This is a genomic window from Alteriqipengyuania triglochinis (assembly GCF_054655655.1).
Genome location: NZ_BAAHNC010000002.1, coordinates 796,781 through 819,104 on the forward strand (window position 1 = coordinate 796,781; position 22,324 = coordinate 819,104).

Genomic DNA, 22,324 nt, shown 5'->3' on the forward strand with positions numbered 1-22,324 from the left:
CCGGCCCGACCGGTCAGCGTGCCAGCGCCGCGGCTTCCTTCGCGCGCGCTTCGATTGCCGTGTAGTCGAGCGGGGCGCTGCCCGCGAGCCAGGTTCCCCCGACGCACAGCACCGGATCGAGGGCGAGCCAGTCGGCCGCCGTGTCCTGCTTCACGCCGCCGGTAGGGCAGAACTTCACATCGCCGAAGGGGCCTGCAAGGGCCTTCAATGCAGGGATTCCGCCGCTGGCCACCGCCGGGAAGAACTTGAAGTGGGTCAGCCCCAGGTCGAGCCCGCGCATGATGTCGCCCGCGTTGGCGATGCCCGGGAGGAACGGGACATCCTCGCGAATCGCAGCCCGACCCAGCGTCTCGGTCAGGCCCGGAGACACGATGAATTCGGAGCCCGCATCGATCGCGGCCTGCAGCTGCTCCTGATTGGTGACCGTCCCTGCGCCCACGATCGCGCCCTCGACGCCGCGCATCGCGCGGATCGCGTCGAGCGCAGCAGGGGTGCGCAGCGTGACTTCGAGCACGCGCAGGCCGCCGGCGACCAGTGCCTCGGCCAAGGGGACGGCGATCTCCACATCCTCGATCACCAGGACGGGGATCACCGGCGCGGTGCGCATCAGCTGCTCGATCGGTTTCATACGAAATGCTCCTTGGCGAAGGCCGCCGCCGCGCCGAACAGGCCGGGCTGGGGATGGGTAATGATCTTGACCGGAATGGTCGACATCAGCGTCTGGAAGCGGCCCTTGGCCTGGAACCGCTCGGCGAAGCCGGACTGGGCGAGCGTGTCGCGAATGCGGTAGCCGAGCCCGCCGGCGATGACCACGCCGCCAAAGCCCCCCTGCGCGAGCGCGATGTCGCCCGCCACGCTGCCGAGCGAGAGGCAGAACCGGTCGACCGCCGCCGCAGCGAGGCTGTCTTCGCCTGACATGCCCGCCTGCCAGATCGTCCGGTCGTCCTCCTCGAGCACGCGGCCGCGGCTCTCCATCCGGGCGAGGGTCGCGTAGATATCGACGATCGCGGGCCCGGAGACGACGCGTTCCACCGACACGCGGTTATGCCGCTTGCGCAGCCGGGCGAGGATCGCGTCCTCGATCATGTCGTGCGGGGCGAAATCGATATGGCCGCCCTCGGTCGCCTGCACGCGGTAGCCGCCCTGTCCGTCGCGATAGATCTGCGCCACGCCGAGCCCGGTTCCCGGGCCGACGATGCTGATCGTGCCTTCGTCCGCCAGCGGCTGGTCCGGCCCGGTCAGATGGAGGAAATCGCTTTCCTGCGCGCGCGCGACCGCATGGCCGACCGCGCCGAAATCGTTGACGATGGTAAAGGCGTCGACGTTCAGCTTCGACTTTACCAGCGCGGGGCGGATCAGCCAGGGATTGTTGGTGAAGCGGATCACCTCCCCGCCGACAGGCCCGGCCACCGCGATGGCGACCGCGCGGGGCAGGTCGCCGTTCTGCATCGAGCCGAAATCTTCCCATGCGGTCTGGAAGCTGGCGTGGTCCTCGGTCTTCAGCGTGACCGGCTCTCCCAGCGTGATCTTGCCCTCGGCATCGAAGCTGGCGATCACGAAGCGGGCGTGAGTGCCCCCGATATCGACCGCAACGATGCGGTCCGGCCGCTCGATCACAGGCCGGCCTCCGCCAGCATGGCGCTGCCGCCCTTTTCCGCCGGGTCGCTGTGGCGGCGCAGCATCGCGAACAGCTCGCGCCCGGTGCCCCATTCCTGCGGCGGCGGGCTGGCCTGTTCGCGTGCGTCCCATTCGGCCTTGTCGACCAGCGCTTCGAGCGTGCCGGTGGTCGCGCACACGCGGACCATGTCGCCGTCGCGCACCTTGCCCAGCGGGCCGCCGTGGAAGGCTTCCGGCGAGACGTGGATGGCGCTGGGCACCTTGCCGCTCGCACCCGACATGCGCCCGTCGGTCACCAGCGCGATCTTGTAGCCGCGATCCTGGATGACGCCGAGCGGCGAAGTCAGCTTGTGCAGTTCGGGCATGCCGTTGGCGGCGGGACCCTGGAAGCGCAGGATCACCACCACGTCGCGGTCCAGCTCGCCCGCCTTGAAGGCTTCGGCCACGCTGTGCTGGTCGGTGAAGACGCGCGCGGGCGCCTCGATCGTGTGCCGTTCGGGATCGACCGCGCTGACCTTCATCGTGGCGCGGCCCAGATTGCCCTGCAGCAGCGCGAGGCCGCCGTCCTTGCGGAAGGGATCGGAGGCGGGCTTGAGCAGAGTGTCGTCGCGGCTTTCCTGCGCGGCGGGTTTCCAGACGAGCGTGTCGCCGTCCATCACCGGCTCCTGCGCGCCTTCGGCGAGCGATGCGCCATAGACGGTCATGATGTCGCCATGCGCGAGGCCTGCATCGAGCAATTCGCGGATCACGAAGGGCATGCCGCCTGCGGCGTGGAAGTAGTTTATGTCGCCCGCGCCGTTGGGATAGACGCTGGCGATCAGCGGGACGATGTCGCTCAGTTCGTCCATGTCGTCCCAGTCGAGCACGATGCCCGCCGCGCGCGCGATCGCGGGCAGGTGGATCACGTGGTTGGTCGATCCGCCGGTGGCGAGCAGGCCGACGACCGCGTTGACGATCGCCTTTTCGTCGATGCAGCGGCCGAGCGGGCGGTAGTCATCATTGGCCGCGCCGTCCTTGGCCCAACCAATCTCGGTCATCCGGTGGACGGCGGCGCGCGTGAGTTCCTGGCGCAGCTTGTTACCCGGATTGACGAAGCTGGAGCCGGGCATGTGCAGACCCATCATCTCCATCATCATCTGGTTGGAATTGGCCGTGCCATAGAAGGTGCAGGTGCCCGCGCCGTGATAGCTGGCGCTTTCCGCATCCATCAGTTCCTTCTCGCCCACCTTGCCTTCGGCATAGAGCTGGCGGACGCGGATCTTCTCCTTGTTGGCGAGGCCCGAGGGCATCGGCCCGGCGGGGACGAGAATCGTGGGCAGGTGGCCGAAGCGCAGCGTGCCGATCAACAGGCCGGGCACGATCTTGTCGCAGATGCCCAGCAGCAGCGCCCCTTCGAACATGCCGTGGCTGAGGCCGACGGCGGTGCCCATCGCGATCACGTCGCGGCTGAACAGCGATAGCTCCATCGAATCCTGCCCCTGCGTCACCCCGTCGCACATCGCGGGCACGCCGCCTGCGACCTGCGCGGTCGAGCCGCGTTCGCGCGCAAAGATCTTTATCTGCTCGGGGTAGCGGCCGTAGGGCTGATGCGCGCTGAGCATGTCGTTATAGGCGGTGACGATGCCGATGTTCATCGCATTGCCACCGCGGATCGTCGCCTTGTCCTCCCCGCTGGCGGCAAAGCCGTGGGCGAGGTTGCCGCAGCTCAGCGTCGGGCGATGCACACCTGCGTCGCGCTGGCGATCGATCAGGTCGAGATAGCGGCGCCGGGAATCCTTCGACCGTTCGATAATCCGCTCGGTCACTTTGGCGAGCGTGGGGTGCAGCGTCATTCTGGGCTCCAGTAAATCGTCACGGGTGCGCGGCTGGCACGCAGGAGGCGGGCCACCGGCAGGTCGTTGCCGCCATGCATCGCGTCTTCGATCACCGCCTTCTTGTCTTCCCCGCGGATCACGAAGATCGTTTCACGCGGCACGGTGGTGAGCGCTTCCATATTCATCGACAGGCGCGGGAAGGGCGCTTCGGGCGGCAGGGGGTGCGGTTCCGTGCGGATCACGCAGGGGCCCGGCTGGTCGTCGATGACCATTTCGGGGAACAGCGAGGCGATGTGCCCGTCAGCCCCCATGCCCAGCCACAGCAGGTCGAGCGCCGGCACCGCCATGCCTTCGGCCAGCGGCGCGATTGTGGCGCGCGTCTGCGCGAAGGCATGTTCCAGCTTTGCCTGGTTGCTGGCAGGGTGATCCTTCGGGACCATCCGGTCGTCGCCCAGCATCAGTGTCGCTCCCTCCCAGTCGACCCCTCGCGATGCCAGCTCTTCGAAAATGGCGATCGGGGTCGATCCACCTGGTAGCGCTATCATCGGAGCATCCAAAGATGCAACCACGCGCTCGACATGATCGGCCACTGCCTTGGTCGAGCCGTCGCTGGCCCAGCGGATATCGCGCTTAGTCATGCCATTTCACCTTGCCGGTCGCCGCGAGATTGAAGCTGTCGGACGGGCCCCACGTGCCGGCGCCGTAGAGCTGGGGCGTCATGCCCTCCTTGCGCCATACCTCGCGGATCGCGTCGACCCATTTCCACTGCGCCTCCACCTCGTCGCGCCGGACGAACAGCGTGGGGTCACCGTCGATCAGGTCGAGCAGGAGCCGCTCGTAGGCGATCCGCCGCCGCGCCTTGGCAAAGGCCTGCGTCAGCGACAGGTCGAGCGGCACTTCGCGCAGAGATACCCCGTCGCGGTCCATGCTCGGCTGCTTGGCCATCACCATCAGGCGGACATATTCTTCCGGTTGCAGGCGGATCACCAGCCGGTTGGCGTCCAGCTTCCCGCCGCGTTCGGCGAAGATGTTGTGCGGCACGGACTTGAACTGGATCACGATTTCGCTGCGCCGTTCGGCCATGCGCTTGCCCGTGCGCAGGTAGAACGGGACGCCCTGCCAGCGCCAGTTGTCGACATGGGCCTTGAGCGCGACGAAGGTTTCGGTTTCGGACTCGTCGCCGAAATCGGCGGCATAGCCCTGCACCGCCTCGCCTTTTACCGCGCCGCTGGCGTACTGCCCGCGCACCATCTCGTCCGGGGAGACCGGGCGCAGCGAGCGCAGGACCTTGACCTTCTCGTCACGCACCGAGGTCGAATCGAAATCGGCCGGCGGCTCCATCGCGATCAGCGCGAGCAGCTGGAGCATGTGGTTCTGGACCATGTCGCGCAGCGCGCCGGTCTCGTCGTAGAAGGCGTGGCGGCCTTCCAGCCCGACCGTCTCGCTGATGGTGATCTGGACGTGGTCGATCCCGTTGGCATTCCACAGCGGCTCGAACATCGCGTTGGCGAAGCGCAGCGCCATCAGGTTCTGGACCGTCTCTTTGCCCAGATAGTGGTCGATGCGGAAAATCTGGCTCTCGTCGAACGCGCTCGCCACGGCGTCGTTGATGACGCGCGAACTTTCGAGATTATTGCCGAGCGGTTTTTCGAGCCCGATCCGGACATTCTCGCCCGCCAGCCCGGCAGACTGCAGCCCGCGGATCGTGGGCTCGAACAGGAAGGGCGCGGTCGACAGGAAGATCGACAGGCCGCCCGAAATATCGCCGAGCTTGGCCGCGAGATCGTCGAACCCCTCGAGGGTCGACGCGTCGAGCGGCTGATAGCGCAGGTGCTTCAGGAACGTGGCGATCTTGCCGTCGTCCTTGCGGTCTTCCGGCAGGTATTCGTCGAGCGCTTCACGCGCCAGTTCGCGAAATTCCTCGTCGCTCAGCTCGCTGCGCGCGGTGCCGAAGATGCGCAGGTCTTCCGCGATCAGGCTGTCCTCGTGCAGGGCGTAGAGCGAAGGCAGCAGCATCCGCTTGGCAAGATCGCCGGTCGCGCCGAACAGCAGCAGGGTGGAAGACGAGGTGGGCATCAGATCGCGGGCTCCTTCTTGGCATTGGCGCGGCATGCCATTTTATTTCTCGGGTTGGAACCACGGCGTACGAATAGGTCGCGTGGTGCCGATGGGCATTGCCGGACTTGAAAGACCATCATCATCGAACCCTACCGACGCGGCGCGGTTTTTCGTCCTGCGAGGGGCTGCGCCTTCCCCTGTCGCGGACGCGCGGCCCAGACCCCAGGCCAGACCCCCCGCCTATACGCCTAGGTCGGCTTCTACGGTCCGAAATCTGCGAGGCAAGTGTGGAATGAGGCGCCGTCGGGCCCCGCTGGCGCGGGCTGTAGGCGGGGGCGGGTGCGGGGGTGGGGGCCTTCCAATAGAAAACGGCCCGCCGCTATTGGGGAAGCGGCGGGCCGTCCTGGTGCGACCCCTGGTTTGGCTGCCCGGCCCTGGCGCTAAAAGCTGGCGCCGATGCTGAAGACGACCGCGCCGTCCTGGCCCGGTGCGTCGGGCAGGTCGGTGTCGATATACGACACGCCCAGCGTCAGGATGTCGTACGAGTAAGACGCGCCCAGCGACCAGTCGAGATAGCCGTCCGAACCGTAATCGAGGCTGCCTTCCGAATAGCCGAGCTGGGCCGACAGGCTGAGCGGCGTATCCGGGATGGCCGTGCCGAGGCCGCCGTAGACGTAGATATTGTCCCCGCCGAGCGAATCCTGGTCCCACGCATAGGCTGCGCCGACCGTCGCCTCTACCGGGCCCAGCGCCGCGCTGACCGACGCGTAGGGTTCGAAATAGTCGCTGTCGCCGGCGAGATCTTCGCCATTGGGATAGATGTAGTACAGCAGGCCCGCATCGAACGAGATGCCTGGCGCGACCTCGCCCGACCAGCCGCCGTAAACGTCAAGCTCGGAGTGTCCGTAGAGCGCGCTGTCCTCGATCGAGGATGCCCAGGTACCGATGTAGAAGCCGCTTTCATGGGCGATGTCGATCCCGCCCTGGATCGCGAAATCCTCGTCCGAGAAGCTCACGCCGCGGAAGCGGTAATCGCTGACCAGCGTGACATTGCCGCTGAATTCGAGCGGGCCGGTATCTGCCTCTTCTTCCTGAGCCCACGCGGGGCTCGCGATCATGGTCGCGGCCACAAGGGCCAACGGGGCAATTCTGGAAAAACGCATTTTCTTATTCTCCTTGGACAATCGCCCTCTCCCCCCTCTTCCGGCGGGGGCCGCGTCCCGGTCTCTTGTGCCGTGATCGCGAACCCCTGCCGGTCCTAAGTCGTACTCAGTAGTTGTAGGCGCGTTCGCCGTGTTCGCTGAGGTCGAGGCCGTCGCGCTCCATTTCTTCGGAGACGCGCCCGCCCGTCACCAGCTTGGCGATGAACCATGCGATTGCGGCGCCGACGCCGGCCCACACGATGGCGACACCGACACCCATGGCCTGGATGATGAACTGCGCGCCTGCGGCGTAGTCCGCATCGCCCGGTCCGCCGAGGCCCGGCATCATGGTGAAGGCGGTGCCCAGCGAGCCGACGATCCCGCCGATCCCGTGAATGCCGAAGACGTCCGCACTGTCATCGAGCCCCAGCTTGGGCTTCATCATGGTGACGAACCAGAAGCACACCAGCGCAGCGACCGCGCCGAGAAGGATCGCACCGAACGGCCCGCTGTTGCCGGCCGCCGGAGTGACCGCGACGAGGCCGGCGATAGCGCCCGAGCAGCCGCCCAGCAGCGAACCCTTGTGGCCGGTCAGCTTCTCGCCCAGCATCCAGAACAGCACGCCCGCAGCCGTCGCGACGAAGGTGTTGAGCACCGCGAGCGAGGCCACGCCGTCCGCTTCCAACTCCGATCCGCCGTTGAAGCCGAACCAGCCCACCCACAGCAGGCCGGTGCCGATCAGCGTCATGGTCAGCGAGTGGGGGGGCATCGGTTCCTTGGGATAGCCGATGCGCTTGCCCAGGATCAGGCAGCCGACCAGCGCGGAGACGCCCGCGTTGATGTGGACCACGGTGCCGCCTGCGAAATCGAGCGCGCCCCATTCGAAGATCAGGCCGCCGGTCGCCCACACCATGTGCGCGATCGGGAAATACACGATCGTCAGCCAGATGGCGGTGAACACCATCATGGTCGAGAACTTGGCCCGCTCCATCGTGCCGCCCACGACCAGCGCGGCGGTGATCGCGGCGAAGGTCATCTGGAAGGCGATGAAGATGTATTCGGGAATCTCGACGCCATCGCTGAAGGTCGCCGCGCCCGAATCGGAGGTGACGCCTTTCAGGAAGATCTTGCTGAAGTCCGAAATGACCACGTGGCTGTCGCCGCCGAAAGCCAGCGAATAGCCGTAGGTGACCCAGATGATCATCGCGAGCGCCGCGACGCCGAGCACCTGCGTGAGGACCGAGGCCATGTTCTTGGTGCGCGCAAGCCCGCCGTAGAACAGCGCGAGGCCGGGGACGATCATCAGCATGACCAGCACGGTGGCGATGATCATGAAGGCGGTGTCGCCCTTGGCGATGGTAGCGACGGCTTCCGTCGTTTCGGCCGGAGCCTGAAGCGCCAGAGCGGGAGCAGCTGCGAAGGCGGCAAGCCCCCCGGCAGCGAGGTATTTCATCTTATGTATCATGTCTGGCCCCCTCAAAGCGCGGTTTCGTCGGTCTCGCCGGTGCGGATCCGCAGTGCGGACGGAACGTCGAGCGTGAAGATCTTTCCGTCGCCGATGGCGTCGGTCTTGGCGGCAGCGGCGATCGCGTCGATCGCCTTGGGCGCGACATCATCGGCCACGACGGTCTCGATTCGCACCTTGGGCACGAAGCTCGTGTCGTATTCGGCCCCGCGATAGACCTCGGTGTGGCCCTTCTGTCGTCCGAAACCCTTGGCTTCGGAAACGGTCAGCCCGGTCACTCCCACGCTGGTGAGCGCTTCGACGACCTCGTCGAGCTTGAATGGTTTTATTATGGCGACGATCAGCTTCATGTGCCCCCCTCGGCAGCTAAATTTCAGCGACAACACCCGCCCCCTTCTAATTCTTGCTTGAAGGGTCACGGATTTGTCATTTATGATGCATCGCACAATATTGGTCAAACCGTCAATTGGCGGTCCGCTCTAAAGGGTGGCAGTCTAACAACTTGATTTGGCGCGATTTTGAGAGGGGGGTGCATTGCCCATGGATGTGAAATGTTCACCATCGGTCGCAGGTTTCGCGGACGCTGCTGCACCTGCGAAAACGGCGCTCGCCAGCGCGCCCGACCCGCTGCTCGCCTCGATGCGTCCGGCGCAACTGCGCGAGGCGATGGATATGCTGGGCTTTCACACCCAGGCCGCGCTGGCGCGCGAGATCGGCGTAGATCGCTCGACCGTCAGCCTGTGGCTCGAAGGCCGCGTCGGGGTGCCGCGCCCGGTGGCCAAGCTCGTGCGGTTGCTGATGATTCTCGACGACCGGCCGCCGTCCTGACACGGTCTCGACGTGCCGGTCGGCCCGCATTCGCAGGAGAATTGCGATCCGGGCCGCATTCCCCTTGCCCCCACGCCATCACGGCGATAAGGGCGTCGCTCCCGCGCGGAATGCCGCTTTAGCTCAGTTGGTAGAGCACATCATTCGTAATGATGGGGTCACGTGTTCGAGTCACGTAAGCGGCACCACCACTCTCAGCTTATCCGCGCGCCGGTGTAAGGCGAAAGGCCGTTCGGCTGGGTGCGCCCGTGGGACTGAAGTGGGTGGGCTTTGGGATAACGTCGAGCACGCGGACCGACTGACCTATAAAGTGACCCCTATTTCGGATTGTCTTAGCTGGGCAAAGTGTTGTTCGTCAGAAGATCGATCATCTCGTCTTTCGTGAACTGCGAGATCATAGACCCTACGTCAGCATCGCCTAGCAAGGACTTCGCCAAGCCCGACTTTCGCTCAAGCGCGCGGATAATTGCCTCGTCGATCGTGTCCACAGCGATAAGTCGCATGTAGGTCACCGGGAAATCTTGGCCAATTCGATGATTGCGATCCTGGCTCTGCGCGTAGTGGTCATACCTCCAAGAGAGCGATTCATAGATCGTGTAGTTTGCGGCCGTCAGTGTAAAGCCAGTCCCCGCTGCGGCAGGGTTTGCAATCAGCACACGAGTATCAGGGTCTTCCTGAAATCTTTTCGCTAACTCTTGTCGATCGGGCCCCGGAATAGCCCCGTACAATGCGATCGGGTTGTGGGAACTTAGGCGCTCCAGAAGTTGTTCGATAGAACGGACATAATTGCACCAGATGATGACCTTCCTTCCCGGGACTGAGAGAAGATCCGACAGAACATCTTCAATCATCGAGAACTTGGCGGGGTTATCCATGCTTTCTGTGAAAATGAGACCGGGATTGCTTGCAATCTGACTCAGCCTCGTAAGCTGCACCAATGCCGTTGAGGCGAAGGTACGATATTCCTCACCGGACATGGCCTGAAGTTCACAGACCATCTCATTTTTCATGTCATCGTAAAGCTTGCGCTGCCAAGGGGGCAAATAGACATAGACGTCAGCGAACGTCTTGTCTGGAAGGTCCAAACATTCCTCTTTGGTCCTCCGAAAGACCATGGAATCTATCTCGTCGCGAAAGCCGCTGCCCGATGGGTCCGTTTCCATCACCGCGAGGAACGCCTCAGCGGAGCCGAGCGGATTGTTGTCGGGAGATAGCACTTCAAACTGGGTGTACAGGTCGGATGCGTGGTTGGTGACGGGTGTGCCGCTCAACAGCCAGCGATACTTCGCGAAGGGAGCGATTTCCCTCGCTGATTTCGAAGTCAAAGAAGCCCAGTTCTTGGTTGCATGAGATTCGTCGAGAACCAGCACGCAACTTTGCCTTTGCAGGATCGACTTGAGGCCTACGACCTCCGCTTTCGCAGTTTCGTAGCTAAGGATCAAAATACGAGCGCGACTGTCGATCATTCTCCGGCGACGAGCTTGAGGTGTGCCTTCGATGATCTCCGAAGACATGTGTGGCGCAAATTTCTCCAGCTCCGACTCCCAGTTTCGTTTCAGGGAATTGGGACAGATGACGACCAAGCGGTTTGCTTTCCCGTCCTGTAGCAGGCGGGAAAACGCATCGATGGCTACGAGCGTTTTTCCCAAGCCTTGCTCGAATGCCAACAAGCCGTGTTGCTTGTCGGTCAGGAACCGGACGCCCGTTTCCTGATGCTCCATTAGTTCATAGTTCATCAGGCGTTCCCGTACTTCTCTGTGAGCTGGGTGAACCATTCGTAGGCTTCGGCGAAGTTCTCAACCTCCTCGGCTTCCAAGGCTTCGATGTCCGACTTGCTGGCCTCGTTGAGAGTTTCGGTCATGCGACGGAGTTCGACCCGGAAAGGCTTCACACCCTGATGGACCTGTGTTTGCATTTCCGAGATGGCTTCCTGAAGGGACGCGATGTCCTCCTCTTCGAACTCGGTGTCATCACGCTCGATCGCACGCTTCACCAGCGCGGGGATTGCTGCAACTTTCGATCTCGCGCCGCGTTCTTTCGCGTTCATCTCGCGAGCTAGGTCGTGCGCGATATGTTTCTCGCCCGACTTCAACTGGTCCCAAGCATCAGCATCCTCGTGGAATTCCTTGATGAATCGAGCGTCACGGTACTCCTTGAAGACGTCGTTCTTTACCATTTCGAAGACTTCTTCGCGAAGGGAGTCGTACTTGGCGTTGTCGTAGTCGCGAAGCTTCGGACCGATCACAGTCGCCTTGCTGATTTCCTCAAGAATGCTGAAGCGCTTCACGACGAACTTTTCGGTGGGCTCACCGTCGATGTCTTCGGCGTCGACGTAGTCGATGAAATGGCGGGCGAACTCGTACGCAGACTTAAGCCTATTAACCCAGCTCTCGGATTTCTCCATGAATCGAGCCATCTGCGCCTGGTTCATCACGGCCGGTTTGCCGGCGATGCCGACGATCGTGTCGTACATAAACTTCGCTTGGGTATAGCGTCCCCACTGCCGCACGTTCGGGCCACGCACATGGATGCGTGCGAGGAGGATGGCCAGCTCTTGGTCGCCGAACTCAGGCGGAAGAACACGGACGCGAACGTTCTTGAACTTGCCTTCGTCGACACCGCCAACTGTCTTGCTATGAAGTTCGCGCAAAATGGTAAGGCGCGTAGCGCCCTCGTAGACCAGATACTTATCGCCGACCTTCTTCACGTAGATCGGTTCCATCTGTCCCAAGTCCGAGATGGACTTTTTCAGTGTATCATAGCCCGTACTGGCTCGTAGAGCCGCCATAAGGTCATCTTCCGACGAGATCCCCTGGGTAGGAAGATCCGGCATAATGCGAGGGTTCGCGTCCCAAAGGCGCACCTCGCTATCGACATCAAGCTGGGTCTCGATGAGCTCGAACTCGTGGGTACCGATACGCTCGATGAACACCCGATTCTCGTCCTTATCGCCCATCTTCGTGTTACTTTCGGTCGACACGTTCGTGGTCACGGCATCCATTTCCAATATCCCTTTCTTGTCTGAGCAAGCTTCGGCAAGGCAAAAACATCAAAGAGGTAGGTAAGTGCAGGGTGGGGAGGTGTCAAGGATCGAGCTTTTTTGGGAAAGATGTCTGCCGTTGACCGGAGGGGATTCCCTCGGGTAATCGGAACATGTAGTGAATCTTCATGGACATCCGCCATTTCCAGCGCAGCATTGCGATCGAGGCCGAGCTGGCCTGTGTTGACCTCTTCTCGGGTGCGGGCGGCCTTGGCGTTGGTTTTCGCGATGCAGGTTGGGGTGTGTTGTCAGCCAATGATCTCGACGCGGCCGCAGGCGAGACCTTCCGATTGAATTTCCCGGAGGCGAGTTTCTTCGAAGGAAAAGTGAGCGATCTCGATGCCCGCGACATTCTTGATGATGCGGGTTTGGAACCGGGCGAGTTAGGCTGTCTCGTTGGAGGGCCTCCGTGTCAGTCCTTCAGCCATAACAACCATCAGCGCAGCGCTGAGGATGAGCGCGCCCGCCTCTTCGAGCACTATCTTGCCTTGGTAGGGGGTCTCAATCCCAAGACGCTTGTGATGGAGAATGTCCCTGGAATTCGCTCGATTGGTGGCGGAGCAATACTACGCGAGATCGAGGCGCGTTTGAGGACACTCGGCTACGATGTAGCCGTCGGGACTTTGTCAGCTGAAGAGTTTGGTACGCCGCAAGTGCGGCGCAGGGTCATTATTGTTGCCAGCCGTGTAGGCCCTGCCGCTGAGATGCTTCCCGAGCCGACCCATTGGTCTCCGAATTTTCGTATCCATGCTCGCGTGCACCAGAAGCGCCCCCTAACGGCTCGACAGCGTTTAATCAGCGTATGGCAAGCGATCGGCGATCTTCCTGCTCTCGAGAATGGAGGGGGCGAACTCGAAATGACACGGGCTGGGAGCGTCGCGTTCTCACAGTATCAGCGAGCAGCGCGTCGCGGGACGAGGAAAATTTTTAATCACGTCTGCAACCGGCTCACCAAGGTAAACATGGACCGCATTGTCCATATTCCCGAAGGTGGGAACTGGCGTTCTATTCCGTTTGATCTGCTCCCAGCCGGAATGCAGCGCGCGCATCCGCAGGATCATACAAAGCGATACGGAAGACTTGAGCGGACTGGTCTGGCTTCCACGTTGCTAACCAAATGCGATCCACATTGGGGCGCATATATCCATCCCGTTCAGGATAGAACGCTGTCTGTGCGCGAAGCTGCACGGCTGCAGGGATTTCCAGATCGCTTCCAGTTTGCTGGCGGAGCCATGATGAAGCACTTTGTGCAGGTCGGGAATGCGGTGCCGGTGCCAATGGCGAAGGCCATCGGTGTTCAAGTTGCAAAACACATTCGACGCCACAACACGATTACCTGCCAGATAACCCGGCGTGCCGCTTAGATAATGGCTTACGCCGAAACCGGGGAATAGTTTAAAGAATTTGGCGATTTCGAAGGGCCGATGGCCGGTCGCTCACCAAGCTTTGCTTAGCCAGTTAATGCGCAAACCTCGGTATCCTTTATGGAAGTCCGTCAGTCCAGCAGGTCGCCAAGCTTACACCCAAGCGCCTTCGCGATCCGCTCAATGACCGTGACCGTGGGGTTCTTCACCCTCCGCTCGATGCCGCTCACGTAGGTCCGATCCAGCCCAGCCTCTCCGGCTTGCGACCAGCCGCTCTTAACGACAGACAGGCCCGACTAGTACTCGAATTTTCGAAAGGTCACGGAACGACCCGGCGGGTTTGCCTCGACCAAGTAGCGCGCGCCCATCCAAGCCTTGGCCTGGGTGTTGCCTTCGTGGTTTCCCCACCATGCGAGGTGAAGTGAAGCTGACTTTGGCAACTTGCCGACCAACTCTTCGATTTGCCGGAGCGTCAGAGTTACCCGGTCGCGCTGACAATCCTCCAAATAGGTCCTCAAGGGCCCGTACTTGCCGCCGTGACGGGTAGGAACGGATGTTTGGCTTAGCTCGGTATCCGGTGCGACAACCCGATCAGGATTCGCCGCCTCAATAACCCCGCCTCGAACATTCCACGGGAGATTGAAGTCTCTGATCAAGCCCGCTTCAAGCCCCTCCGCGCCGCTGATCGACCAGCCGTTCCAGTCGAAATTAGGAGGTGAAGCGATCAGGACTTCGACATTGTTTCCGGCACTGGCGCTGGCCAGCAGTAGCTCATTGAGCCGCCTATTGGTCTTCTGGGAGGGGCCGGGTTTTTCATAGCCATACAGTCTTCTGGCCAAGCTCTTCCAAGCGAGTCCAACGTAAAGCACTTCAGCGTCCCTACAGAACGCGTAGACACCTGGTCGATCAGGGACGGTGGCAGAGCGCCTCAAGCAGCCCGCGTCATTTTGCCAGACGCAGGCCGAGGTGAAGCCACGCGCCAAGAGATCACCTTTCTGGAGCGCTGGTCTGCCTTCCTGCATTTAGTAGCCTCTCATCGCCTTCGCTAACCATACGATCGGCATCTGGTGCTGCAAAGCCGACGCGCAAATCTCGGTATCTTATATGGAGCGGTTAAACCCTCCACCCACCATCCAGCCCTCGGTTTTCCGGGGGCTTTTTCATTGGAGATTCCGAGATGATTATCCTCACCAGCTATGAGGCGCTGGCGCATGCGAGCCAAGCCTATCCCTTCATCCCGCCACCCATCCTCGAACGCTACGTCACCCTGATCGACCTGGCCTGGCTCTTTATCATCCAGCCGGGTGACAGCGCAGCAGACCTAGCGACAGTCCGGCAGCGACCGTTCGAGTGCTGGGAGTTCATCATCGCAGAAAGCGGCTGGTTCGAAGCAGTGTTCGTTTTGTCGGACGACGGATTTGGGCACGTGGTGCTCATTCCTGATCGATCCGAAATCGATGCCACCTTGCTGACCATCTGTCGCAATCATGCCGAAAAAGCCGAAGGCCGATAGCTCTCTGACTCAACGCCACCAGACCTAGGCTCTCCGCCAACACACACCACGCAGCCTGCTCAATCCGAGCGGGCTTTTTTTATGCCGAAAGGAAATCCCAATGTATGACCTGCCTGACATGGACGCCTTGCGCGCCATCCTCGACCAGCCGATCGATCCTACACTAAAGACCCTGCTCCGCGATCGCCTGGACGACACGCTGCATTGCGGCCTGCAAGACCTAACGCACGTGCTGGTTATCGAAGCTGTCGACACTGAAGAAGCGGTGATCGACGCAATTGGGTTCAGCCCGCTTCGATCGCGGATGGAAGACCTGCCGGATACACCGGATTGGGACTGGATCGAGCATCATTCCGGCTGGTGGGAGCTTCTCTATACGGTCGGCAATGATGGCTTCGCATTCATATTGCTGGTGGAGGATGCCGACGGCTCACCCTTCGCCGAGCTGTGCCGCGAGCATGCAACGTGAGGCTGCTTGGGTACATCCTCCTGGCCAGCTTTGGGCTCGCGCTGCTCCGGCTGGCCATTGCCCTAGGCCTCGTACTCGTCACCGCATGGCTCTTGTGGGCCTTGGTCCGTCATCCAGCCACGACGATTACGGCGCTGATCCTCTTCGCTGCAGTGTCCATTGCTCAGGCGCATCCCGCGTTGGCGCTAACGCTATTTTCGATGGGCGTGCTGACTGCCTATGTGCCGAAAGCCCGCTAGCCTCGAAGCTTGACCGGAACAGTCCACTCTTTGAGCGAGGACACGATCTGCTCGGCTATTGGTAAAAATGCGTACCCGTCGTTCGTGAGCGACGGAGGAACATCACCCGTCAAGAGGAGCCGGGACAAGGCGGCATCCAATCGCGCTAGGTTGCGGCTGGCGGTGGACTGCGAGATGTTGAGCCGTTGGGCTGCCTTGGTCACGGACTGCAGCTCGGCAACGGCGATGAACGTCTCTAGCCAGACGATCCGGATGTCCGAGATGTCCTTCATTATTGCACCTTCCCGAGGTTCTGGCCGCTGCGAATCACTTCGCAGGTTCAGCCGTCGCATCAATCCGGAAGGTCGATCGAAAGCAATGCAAAAAATGCATAACTAGGCTGAGAGAGCCTTCAGTCGATGCATTCGGAAAGTAGATTCATCAACAATTTCCGCCGGTTAGAGCTATAATGCTGCCAGCGTTGAGCCTCACAGCGCGAACCAGCTTTGTCCCAGCTGAGATCGGGATGCCGACCGTCAGACGCGCGTGTCGGAGCTCATTGAAAAGACCGTCAGCGTCGCGGTCGCGTAAATCCGATTTGAACGGGCAACGGCCAAGTGGCCTGGGCCCATGAAAATACCTCAAGCGAGGACATTCCGTCCTCTCCAAACAGGAGAGTCAACCATGCGTAAAAAATAGAGAAAAACAAAATGAACACGCAAACAACCATGAGTTCCACAGGTGCGAAAATCCTGTGGCAGCAACAGAAGCTCAAGTTCGAACTGGACCAAGCGGACCGCGACAAGCTGAAGAGCTTCGTGGTCGCGGCAATCAAATCTGGCCTCACCGATGATGCTGAGATCGTCGAATTGGCAGGCCGAATTTCCGGAGCGCACATCGAAGCGCGCGTGCAGGCCCTGATCGAGGAAGAGCAACACAAGCTCTGGTATTTCGAGAAGGACCACACGCTTCAGCTAATGGAGCGAGTGAATGGCTGATCCACATCAGACTGGGGGGCCTTCGGGCCCTCCTTTTTCGAACGGCTCGGCCATTCCGGCGGTTAAGATCAAGGCGGAGAGCTGGCCCCTACCTCCATCCGACGGCGGGAAGGGTATTCCTCCGACCTTGGAGAACTTTGAGCATCTGTTGCAGTGCTATGGGATCGAGCTTCGCTTCAACGCGATCAAGAAAAGGGTCGATATCGATCTGCCTGGTTTCAAGGTCGCCGGAGTAGCTCGTGCAGCGGCAATGCTGACCCAGATCGAAAACCCGGCGATCCGTCACCGCATGTCCCCCGCGAAGGTGCGAGATTACATCCTCGCGCTCGGCAGTGATCAACCTTACGACCCCTTTGCTGACTGGATCGACAGTAAGCCTTGGGACTCGAAGGGGCGTCTCGCTGCCATTGCGGAAACGCTCGTGCCCGAAGACGATTACCCGCACGCGATGCGCACCGCGCTTGTTATCAAGTGGCTGCGTTCAATCGTTGCGGCGACGTATGAGGGGCCGGGCTTTCGGGCAAGAGGCGTCCTGACCCTTCAAGGGGGGCAGGGCATCGGGAAGACTGCTTGGTTCGCTCGGCTGGTCGGTCCCTCTGACCTGCGCGACGATGTCGTGAAGCTGGGCCACAGTTGGGACGGCGGGCACAAAGACGCTCGCTTGACCGCTATTAGGCACAGGATTGTCGAGCTGGGTGAGATCGAAGGTTCGTTCAGGCGCGAGATCGACGCGCTTAAGGCGTTTCTCACCGATACGACGGACAAGATCCGACCGCCCTATGGTAGAGTCGAGGAGGAATATCCCCGCTCCACCATATTCGGCGCATCGGTTAACGATCCGCAATTCCTGCTCGATAACACCGGGAACAGTCGATTCTGGACCATTGCGGTCAAAGAAATCGACTACCTGCACGACATCGACATGCAGCAAGTCTTCGCGGAACTGAAGGCAACTCGCGACAAGGATGCAATCTGGCACCTGACGAGGGAAGAAGAGACTACCCTCGACGAGATCAACAGCCGACACTCAATTGTCAGCGCGATCGAGGCGAGGATCACGACGGCCTTGCACTTGGAACTGAAGGACAGGAAAAGCAATCCGAGGTTGACGGCGAATGAGGTTCTGCATGCCTTGGGCATCAAGAATCCCAGCAACCGTCAGTCGAAGGAAGCTAATGTCGCTCTTCGGAAGCTGTTGGGCGACAGCAAGCGCATTCGCGGTCAAAATCGCTGGCCTATCCCGTGGGGTCAGGCCCCCGATCCGGATGCGAGGGACTACTTCGAGCAAGAAGAGGTCTTCACCTAGTCTTTCGAATTCGCCGCCCCCTCCCCCCACCACATGCCTTTCGAGGATACCCTGAGGTCGCGCGGGGGTGGGGAGGGGGTGGCACTTTTCACCACATCACCGACGTTGCGGCTCCACGGCCAAAACCACCAGCCGCGCGTCGACCCAAAAAACCATGCAGAGGCGGCGAGAGAGCCGCGCTGGCGAGCGATCGGGCAGTCGATGGGGCCTACCCCTGCCGCCGCCCCAGCCGCGCTCCTCGTGCCTTTGCTATCACACTTTCACGAAAGGAATTTGCCATGCCTAAGGTAAGGCTGGATGCGGCCTTTTGCGCCGAAGCTCATTGCCCCTACGGCAAAACGAAGGTCGACTACTATGATTCCGTGACAACGGGCTTCCTGCTTGAATGCCGCGCCAGTGGCGGGAAAACATACGCTCTGCGTTACATCGATCCCAACGGACGGCAGCGGCAGGTCAAGATCGGTCGCTGGGAAGACATCACGTTCGCAGCCGCTCAGAAGGCTGCGAAGAAGTTGCGCGCTGAAGTGGTCATGGCGGGGAACCCAGCCGAGACTAAGGCGAAGAAGCGCAAGGTGCCGACCTATGCCGATCTCGCGCAGAAACATATTCACCACGCCCGCACCTACCTCAAACGACCGGAGAACACCGAGGCGGTGATCAACACACATCTATTGCCGCGATGGGGCGACATGCGGCTGGACGAGATCAAGTCAGCCGACATCTCGAGATGGCTCGCGGAAAAGCGGCAGGAGCTCGCACCCGCCACCGTCGAGAAGCTGCGCATGATGCTGGGCCGGTCCTTCGAACTGGCGAGGCAGTGGGAGATTCCCGGCGCTGAAACCAATCCTGTCCGCAGTGTCCCGAGGTTCAAGTTCGATAATGCTCGCGAGCGCTATCTGACGAAGGACGAGGCTCAACGCTTGCTCACGGCTTGCAAGGCTTCGAGCAATCCGCAGCTTTGGGCGATCGTCAGTTTGCTGCTGTATACGGGAGCTCGGAAGACGGAGCTGCTCACTGCCAAGTGGGAGCATGTCGACCTTGCGGCTCGCTCATGGCTTATACCTGACAGCAAGACGGGGAAGGCGAGGTGGGTGCCCCTATCGGGACCAGCCGTGGCCGTCATCGAGGGCTTGGTGAAGATACCGGGCTGCCCGTGGCTCCTGCCGAACCCGGAAACGCTCAAGCCCTACAACTCGATCAAGCGAACCTGGGCGACGGCGAGAAAGGAAGCTCGCCTTTCGGGGCTGCGCATCCATGATTTACGCCACTCAGCGGCGTCGTTCATGGCGAACGCCAAGGTTGATCTCCTGACGATCGGCAAGGTGCTCGGGCATGCCGACTACCAGTCCACCATGCGGTACTCGCACCTTGCCAATGCAACGCTGATGAATGCAGTCGAGGCCGGTGCCGCTCAGATGGCAGGCGTCGATAACTAATCCCAAAACCAACCCCTCCGCGATCGGCTTTAACCCGACGCGGAGGGGCTACCCCTTCATATTTTTTTGCCGAATGACGGCAGCTAAGGAATTCAAATGACCAGTACCGACAAGACGCAATCCGACCCCTTCGGCACGAACGAATCTACCAACGCATTCTTCCAAAGACTCCATCAACTCTGGCGCGACTGCGGTGCGAAAGCGAGCAGACATGACACGGCTCGGGTCCTAATCACCGCATGCATAGATGAAGGCGTCCTCGAAGGTCCGCGCATCATCGGTGTGTTGAGTAAGCTTGGTTTCAATCGCAAGCATGTGGGCAAAACCCTCTCTCAGCTTACGGGGCCTGACCCGGCCAAATGCGATTGGTACAAGGACGATGCCGGAAAGTATCGCAATCACCCCACTTGGTCGCCTTCAGGCGCGGCAGGAATCAAGGTCTAGCGATAACGCTTAACGCTTTGGCGCTCACTTATCGTATGCCTGCATCCACCTGGACGGGCCAGAGATTGATAATGCGGTTTATGTGAAAGCAGCCAATGGGGCCGATAGCGAACCGTTCGGTTTCAGGTAATCAGCACGCAAGGCCTTCTGCCCGACCCGGACGCCAAAGTTGATAAGCTCATCCTTCGCCGCCGGACGAAGGCTGTGCGCCATAGCTCGCCGGCAGTGATTTCAAGTGCAGGTCACGTTGCGGGAAGGGTATCGAAATGCCCTCTTCCTCGAAGCGGCGCGCGATCTCGAAATTCAGTGCCGAGGCCGTGGGCGCGCCGTCGGTGGCGTGCGGCACGAAGGCCAGAATCTTCAGGTTGATCGCGCTGTCGCCGAAGCCGTCCATCGCGACTTGCGGTTCAGGATAGTCGAGCGTTTTCTCGTCTGCGTTCGCGATCTCGAGGAGGATATTGCGCGCCTTTTCCAGGTCGGTGCCATACGCAACGCCAACGGGCACGATGATACGCGAAGGGCCGACCGAGAAGCTGCGATTCTTCACCACTTCGGTGATGAGCTGCGAATTTGGCACGATGATCTGGTGGCGGTCGAAGGTCTCGATGTGGGTCGATCGCACCGCGATCCTGCGCACGATCCCCGAATGCTCGCCCACCTCGACCCAGTCGCCCACCTTCACGGGCCGCTCGATCAACAAGAGTATGCCGCTAACGAAGTTCTCGACCACCGACTGCAGGCCGAAACCGAGGCCAACCGAAAGGGCACCCGCCACGAAGGCGAGGCTCGAGAGGTCCAGCCCGGTCGCGGCGATCGCTATGAAGGCAGCGAGCGTTATGCCGACATAGCCGAGAAACGTGATGATTGCCGCCTGCGCGCCGGTATCCATACCGAATTCAGGAATGATGGCGATCCTCGTGAACCGCTGGATCCAGCGGGTGAGGAAATACCCAAGGAAGAACACCACGAGGAAAGTGATCACATCGCCTGCCGACAGGCGCACGTCGCCGAATTCGATGCCGTTTCTCAGCATCATGACGCCATCGCCGATGGCGTTGGCATTATAGCCCCATGTGATTGCCAGGATCGGAAGAGCCAGCAGAGTGAGCACGAAGCCGACAAGCAGCGGCGCCAAGTGCAGAAGTCGGCGGTACTGGTGCAGCGGAGCCGCCGCGAGCGTCGTGACGATCAGCCCGATAAATCGGTGGACGTAAACCGCGAGGCAGACGATCGCGAGCGAGGCAAGCGTTGCGATCAGAATATAACGGGCCAGATAGGCATAGCCGACCAGCGCCGCAGCCAGGGAGGCAATGGCGAAGACTTTCATTATCCTCGCGATCGTCCCGCTGAAGTTCAGGACGGCGCTGTGGTCGGGAGCGACACTCTGCTGCTCCTTGGCGGCACGCCGCGCATCGACAAGCAGCGCCGCCATGCGCCAGGTCAGCGCGGCGCCCGCCAGCACCAGCGCGAAGGAAAGCAGTTGCGCGATGTTGATGCCGATCATCGCCTGTTCTTCCAAGCTCGCAATGAGCAGTTCGGCGGCAACCACGACCGCGAGGAGGCGCACCAAGGCAGCAGCCTTCGTCTCCTTCTCTTCGGGGAGGGCGAGCAGGCGAAGCTCGCGGATCGGGGACGCGAAAACGCTGCGGCCCAGCCAGCTTCCCAGGACGATGATTCCCAAGGCAAGACCGATCGCCAGTGCGACGAATGTGACGTGATCAGCGTCTATCACGGCGACGAGCGTCACGATGAACATCGACACGCTGATCGCGAGCCCGATGAGGAATACGAGGGCCGCGACAAGATCGAGCACAACCAGCAGCAGCAGGTGGCGAAGCACGCTCCCGCTTTGCGTCAGCCGCCGGGTGACCCTCGCCGCCAGGGCGTGCCAGATGCGATGCCCGATCCAGATCGAGATTGCGCCCAGCACCGCAATGCTGCCGAAGCCTAAAAGAAGGAACGAGAGCGGATTCTCGACGACTCCGTTCCTTGTGCGAAGAGTCTTCAGACCAGAGCGAAATTCCCGGACGGAGCGGCCCCAGATCCGCGGATCGAGCGGCGATAGCCCTCTTTCGTAGCGCTGATCGCTGACGATGCGTTCGGACCTCGCATCCAACTCGGCGACCAACAACGCGGCGCGCGCCCGGCGTTCTTGCAAGTCCAATAGGGGCTGCATCGCGCCTGCCTGCCGGTCTTCCAGCGCGCTTCGCCGGTCCGCGATCGGAGAGGGTTCGGTCTCACCATCGGCGGGCGGCGCGCCGAGCGCGTCGATCTGCGCATCGAGAAGGCGGGTCTGAAACGTGCCGCGCGCGACCAGCTCGGCCGCCCGGTCGCGGTCGGCAGCGAGCGTGCTGCGCATGTCCGCGAGCTCGCGCTGATAGACGAGTGACTGGCTCTCCTCCCGGTCGCGCAGAAGCGCCCGTGCCCGCTCCGCCCGCTGGTCGAACCCGGATAGCATGGCTTCAAAAGAACGGCCGTCGCTCGCCTGCGCAATTGCCGCCCCGGGAATGAGCAAAAGCGTGCCGACCAGCACCACCGCGATCATGAGGGCATAGTGGAAAGGTGCGGAAGCAATCCGGTTGCGAGAGTGGTCGATCATCCTAGACATAAGG

Annotated in this window: 22 protein-coding genes and 1 tRNA gene; 9 read left to right on the forward strand and 14 right to left on the reverse strand. The window is 61.4% G+C overall.

The window, feature by feature from the left end; translation table 11 throughout:
• Positions 1-13: 13 nt before the first annotated feature.
• The 8 genes from eda to ACYQ0L_RS09720 all read right to left on the reverse strand — a co-directional run bounded on the left by eda (position 14) and on the right by ACYQ0L_RS09720 (position 8,446).
• On the reverse strand, positions 14-628 hold the full coding sequence (gene eda, locus ACYQ0L_RS09685; protein WP_459788901.1) for a bifunctional 4-hydroxy-2-oxoglutarate aldolase/2-dehydro-3-deoxy-phosphogluconate aldolase: 615 nt from the start codon (positions 626-628) through the stop codon (positions 14-16).
• A complete protein-coding gene (glk, locus tag ACYQ0L_RS09690; RefSeq protein ID WP_459788902.1) occupies positions 625-1,617 on the reverse strand; it encodes a glucokinase in 993 nt (330 codons plus the stop codon). Before glk ends, eda begins: the two co-directional genes overlap by 4 nt.
• Positions 1,614-3,449: a phosphogluconate dehydratase gene (gene edd, locus ACYQ0L_RS09695; RefSeq protein ID WP_459788903.1), complete on the reverse strand. Its 1,836-nt coding sequence runs from the start codon at positions 3,447-3,449 to the stop codon at positions 1,614-1,616. The genes glk and edd overlap by 4 nt, the downstream gene beginning before the upstream one ends.
• Positions 3,446-4,069 carry a 6-phosphogluconolactonase gene (locus tag ACYQ0L_RS09700; RefSeq protein WP_459788904.1) on the reverse strand — a complete coding sequence of 208 codons (624 nt, stop codon included), beginning with the start codon at positions 4,067-4,069 and terminating at the stop codon, positions 3,446-3,448. The genes edd and ACYQ0L_RS09700 overlap by 4 nt, the downstream gene beginning before the upstream one ends.
• A complete protein-coding gene (zwf, locus tag ACYQ0L_RS09705) occupies positions 4,062-5,507 on the reverse strand; it encodes a glucose-6-phosphate dehydrogenase (protein ID WP_459788905.1) in 1,446 nt (481 codons plus the stop codon). The genes ACYQ0L_RS09700 and zwf overlap by 8 nt, the downstream gene beginning before the upstream one ends.
• Before the next feature lie 422 nt (positions 5,508-5,929).
• Positions 5,930-6,652 carry a TorF family putative porin gene (locus ACYQ0L_RS09710; RefSeq protein ID WP_459788906.1) on the reverse strand — a complete coding sequence of 241 codons (723 nt, stop codon included), beginning with the start codon at positions 6,650-6,652 and terminating at the stop codon, positions 5,930-5,932.
• A gap of 106 nt (positions 6,653-6,758) precedes the next feature.
• Positions 6,759-8,096, reverse strand: coding sequence for an ammonium transporter (locus ACYQ0L_RS09715; RefSeq protein WP_459788908.1), 1,338 nt, complete (start codon positions 8,094-8,096; stop codon positions 6,759-6,761).
• Between the two features lie 11 nt (positions 8,097-8,107).
• Entirely contained in the window at positions 8,108-8,446 is a 339-nt protein-coding gene (locus tag ACYQ0L_RS09720; RefSeq protein ID WP_459788909.1) for a P-II family nitrogen regulator, read from the reverse strand.
• Between the two features lie 190 nt (positions 8,447-8,636).
• Between ACYQ0L_RS09720 and ACYQ0L_RS09725 the strand changes: the two genes are divergently transcribed.
• On the forward strand, positions 8,637-8,924 hold the full coding sequence (locus tag ACYQ0L_RS09725) for a helix-turn-helix domain-containing protein (RefSeq protein ID WP_459788910.1): 288 nt from the start codon (positions 8,637-8,639) through the stop codon (positions 8,922-8,924).
• A gap of 112 nt (positions 8,925-9,036) precedes the next feature.
• A tRNA-Thr gene (locus ACYQ0L_RS09730) sits at positions 9,037-9,112 on the forward strand.
• Positions 9,113-9,256: 144 nt separating this feature from the next.
• Here the strand turns inward: ACYQ0L_RS09730 and ACYQ0L_RS09735 are convergent.
• Both ACYQ0L_RS09735 and ACYQ0L_RS09740 read right to left on the reverse strand, forming a co-directional pair.
• The gene (locus tag ACYQ0L_RS09735) at positions 9,257-10,660 is read right to left on the reverse strand and encodes a DEAD/DEAH box helicase (RefSeq protein WP_459788911.1); all 1,404 of its coding nucleotides are present in this window, start codon (positions 10,658-10,660) and stop codon (positions 9,257-9,259) included.
• Positions 10,660-11,925: a ParB N-terminal domain-containing protein gene (locus ACYQ0L_RS09740; RefSeq protein WP_459788912.1), complete on the reverse strand. Its 1,266-nt coding sequence runs from the start codon at positions 11,923-11,925 to the stop codon at positions 10,660-10,662. Before ACYQ0L_RS09740 ends, ACYQ0L_RS09735 begins: the two co-directional genes overlap by 1 nt.
• 167 nt (positions 11,926-12,092) lie before the next feature.
• Here ACYQ0L_RS09740 and ACYQ0L_RS09745 point away from each other — a divergent pair, with 167 nt between their 5' ends.
• Positions 12,093-13,328, forward strand: a complete 1,236-nt coding sequence (locus tag ACYQ0L_RS09745; RefSeq protein WP_459788914.1) for a DNA cytosine methyltransferase — start codon at positions 12,093-12,095, stop codon at positions 13,326-13,328.
• A 131-nt stretch (positions 13,329-13,459) separates the two neighbouring features.
• Here ACYQ0L_RS09745 and ACYQ0L_RS09750 read toward each other — a convergent pair whose 3' ends face one another.
• Positions 13,460-13,618: a helix-turn-helix domain-containing protein gene (locus ACYQ0L_RS09750; RefSeq protein ID WP_459789031.1), complete on the reverse strand. Its 159-nt coding sequence runs from the start codon at positions 13,616-13,618 to the stop codon at positions 13,460-13,462.
• Between the two features lie 6 nt (positions 13,619-13,624).
• Positions 13,625-14,167 carry a DUF7662 domain-containing protein gene (locus ACYQ0L_RS09755; RefSeq protein WP_459788915.1) on the reverse strand — a complete coding sequence of 181 codons (543 nt, stop codon included), beginning with the start codon at positions 14,165-14,167 and terminating at the stop codon, positions 13,625-13,627.
• Between the two features lie 338 nt (positions 14,168-14,505).
• On the opposite strand from ACYQ0L_RS09755, the gene ACYQ0L_RS09760 reads away from it, so the two are divergent.
• Positions 14,506-14,841 (forward strand): hypothetical protein, encoded by a 336-nt coding sequence (locus tag ACYQ0L_RS09760; RefSeq protein WP_459788916.1) that lies wholly within the window; start codon positions 14,506-14,508, stop codon positions 14,839-14,841.
• Between the two features lie 100 nt (positions 14,842-14,941).
• The gene (locus tag ACYQ0L_RS09765) at positions 14,942-15,310 is read left to right on the forward strand and encodes a hypothetical protein (RefSeq protein WP_459788917.1); all 369 of its coding nucleotides are present in this window, start codon (positions 14,942-14,944) and stop codon (positions 15,308-15,310) included.
• A 235-nt stretch (positions 15,311-15,545) separates the two neighbouring features.
• On the opposite strand, the gene ACYQ0L_RS09770 is transcribed toward ACYQ0L_RS09765, so the two are convergent.
• Entirely contained in the window at positions 15,546-15,821 is a 276-nt protein-coding gene (locus tag ACYQ0L_RS09770; RefSeq protein ID WP_459788918.1) for a helix-turn-helix domain-containing protein, read from the reverse strand.
• Positions 15,822-16,238: 417 nt separating this feature from the next.
• Here ACYQ0L_RS09770 and ACYQ0L_RS09775 point away from each other — a divergent pair, with 417 nt between their 5' ends.
• The 4 genes from ACYQ0L_RS09775 to ACYQ0L_RS09790 all read left to right on the forward strand — a co-directional run bounded on the left by ACYQ0L_RS09775 (position 16,239) and on the right by ACYQ0L_RS09790 (position 19,712).
• On the forward strand, positions 16,239-16,526 hold the full coding sequence (locus ACYQ0L_RS09775; RefSeq protein ID WP_459788919.1) for a hypothetical protein: 288 nt from the start codon (positions 16,239-16,241) through the stop codon (positions 16,524-16,526).
• Positions 16,519-17,832 carry a VapE domain-containing protein gene (locus ACYQ0L_RS09780; protein ID WP_459788920.1) on the forward strand — a complete coding sequence of 438 codons (1,314 nt, stop codon included), beginning with the start codon at positions 16,519-16,521 and terminating at the stop codon, positions 17,830-17,832. Before ACYQ0L_RS09775 ends, ACYQ0L_RS09780 begins: the two co-directional genes overlap by 8 nt.
• Positions 17,833-18,110: 278 nt before the next feature.
• Complete coding sequence (locus ACYQ0L_RS09785) at positions 18,111-19,268, forward strand: site-specific integrase (protein WP_459788921.1); 1,158 nt, start codon at positions 18,111-18,113, stop codon at positions 19,266-19,268.
• Between the two features lie 96 nt (positions 19,269-19,364).
• Positions 19,365-19,712, forward strand: coding sequence for a hypothetical protein (locus ACYQ0L_RS09790; protein WP_459788922.1), 348 nt, complete (start codon positions 19,365-19,367; stop codon positions 19,710-19,712).
• A 178-nt stretch (positions 19,713-19,890) separates the two neighbouring features.
• Here the strand turns inward: ACYQ0L_RS09790 and ACYQ0L_RS09795 are convergent, their stop codons facing one another.
• Positions 19,891-22,311 (reverse strand): mechanosensitive ion channel family protein, encoded by a 2,421-nt coding sequence (locus ACYQ0L_RS09795; protein WP_459788923.1) that lies wholly within the window; start codon positions 22,309-22,311, stop codon positions 19,891-19,893.
• Positions 22,312-22,324: the final 13 nt, after the last annotated feature.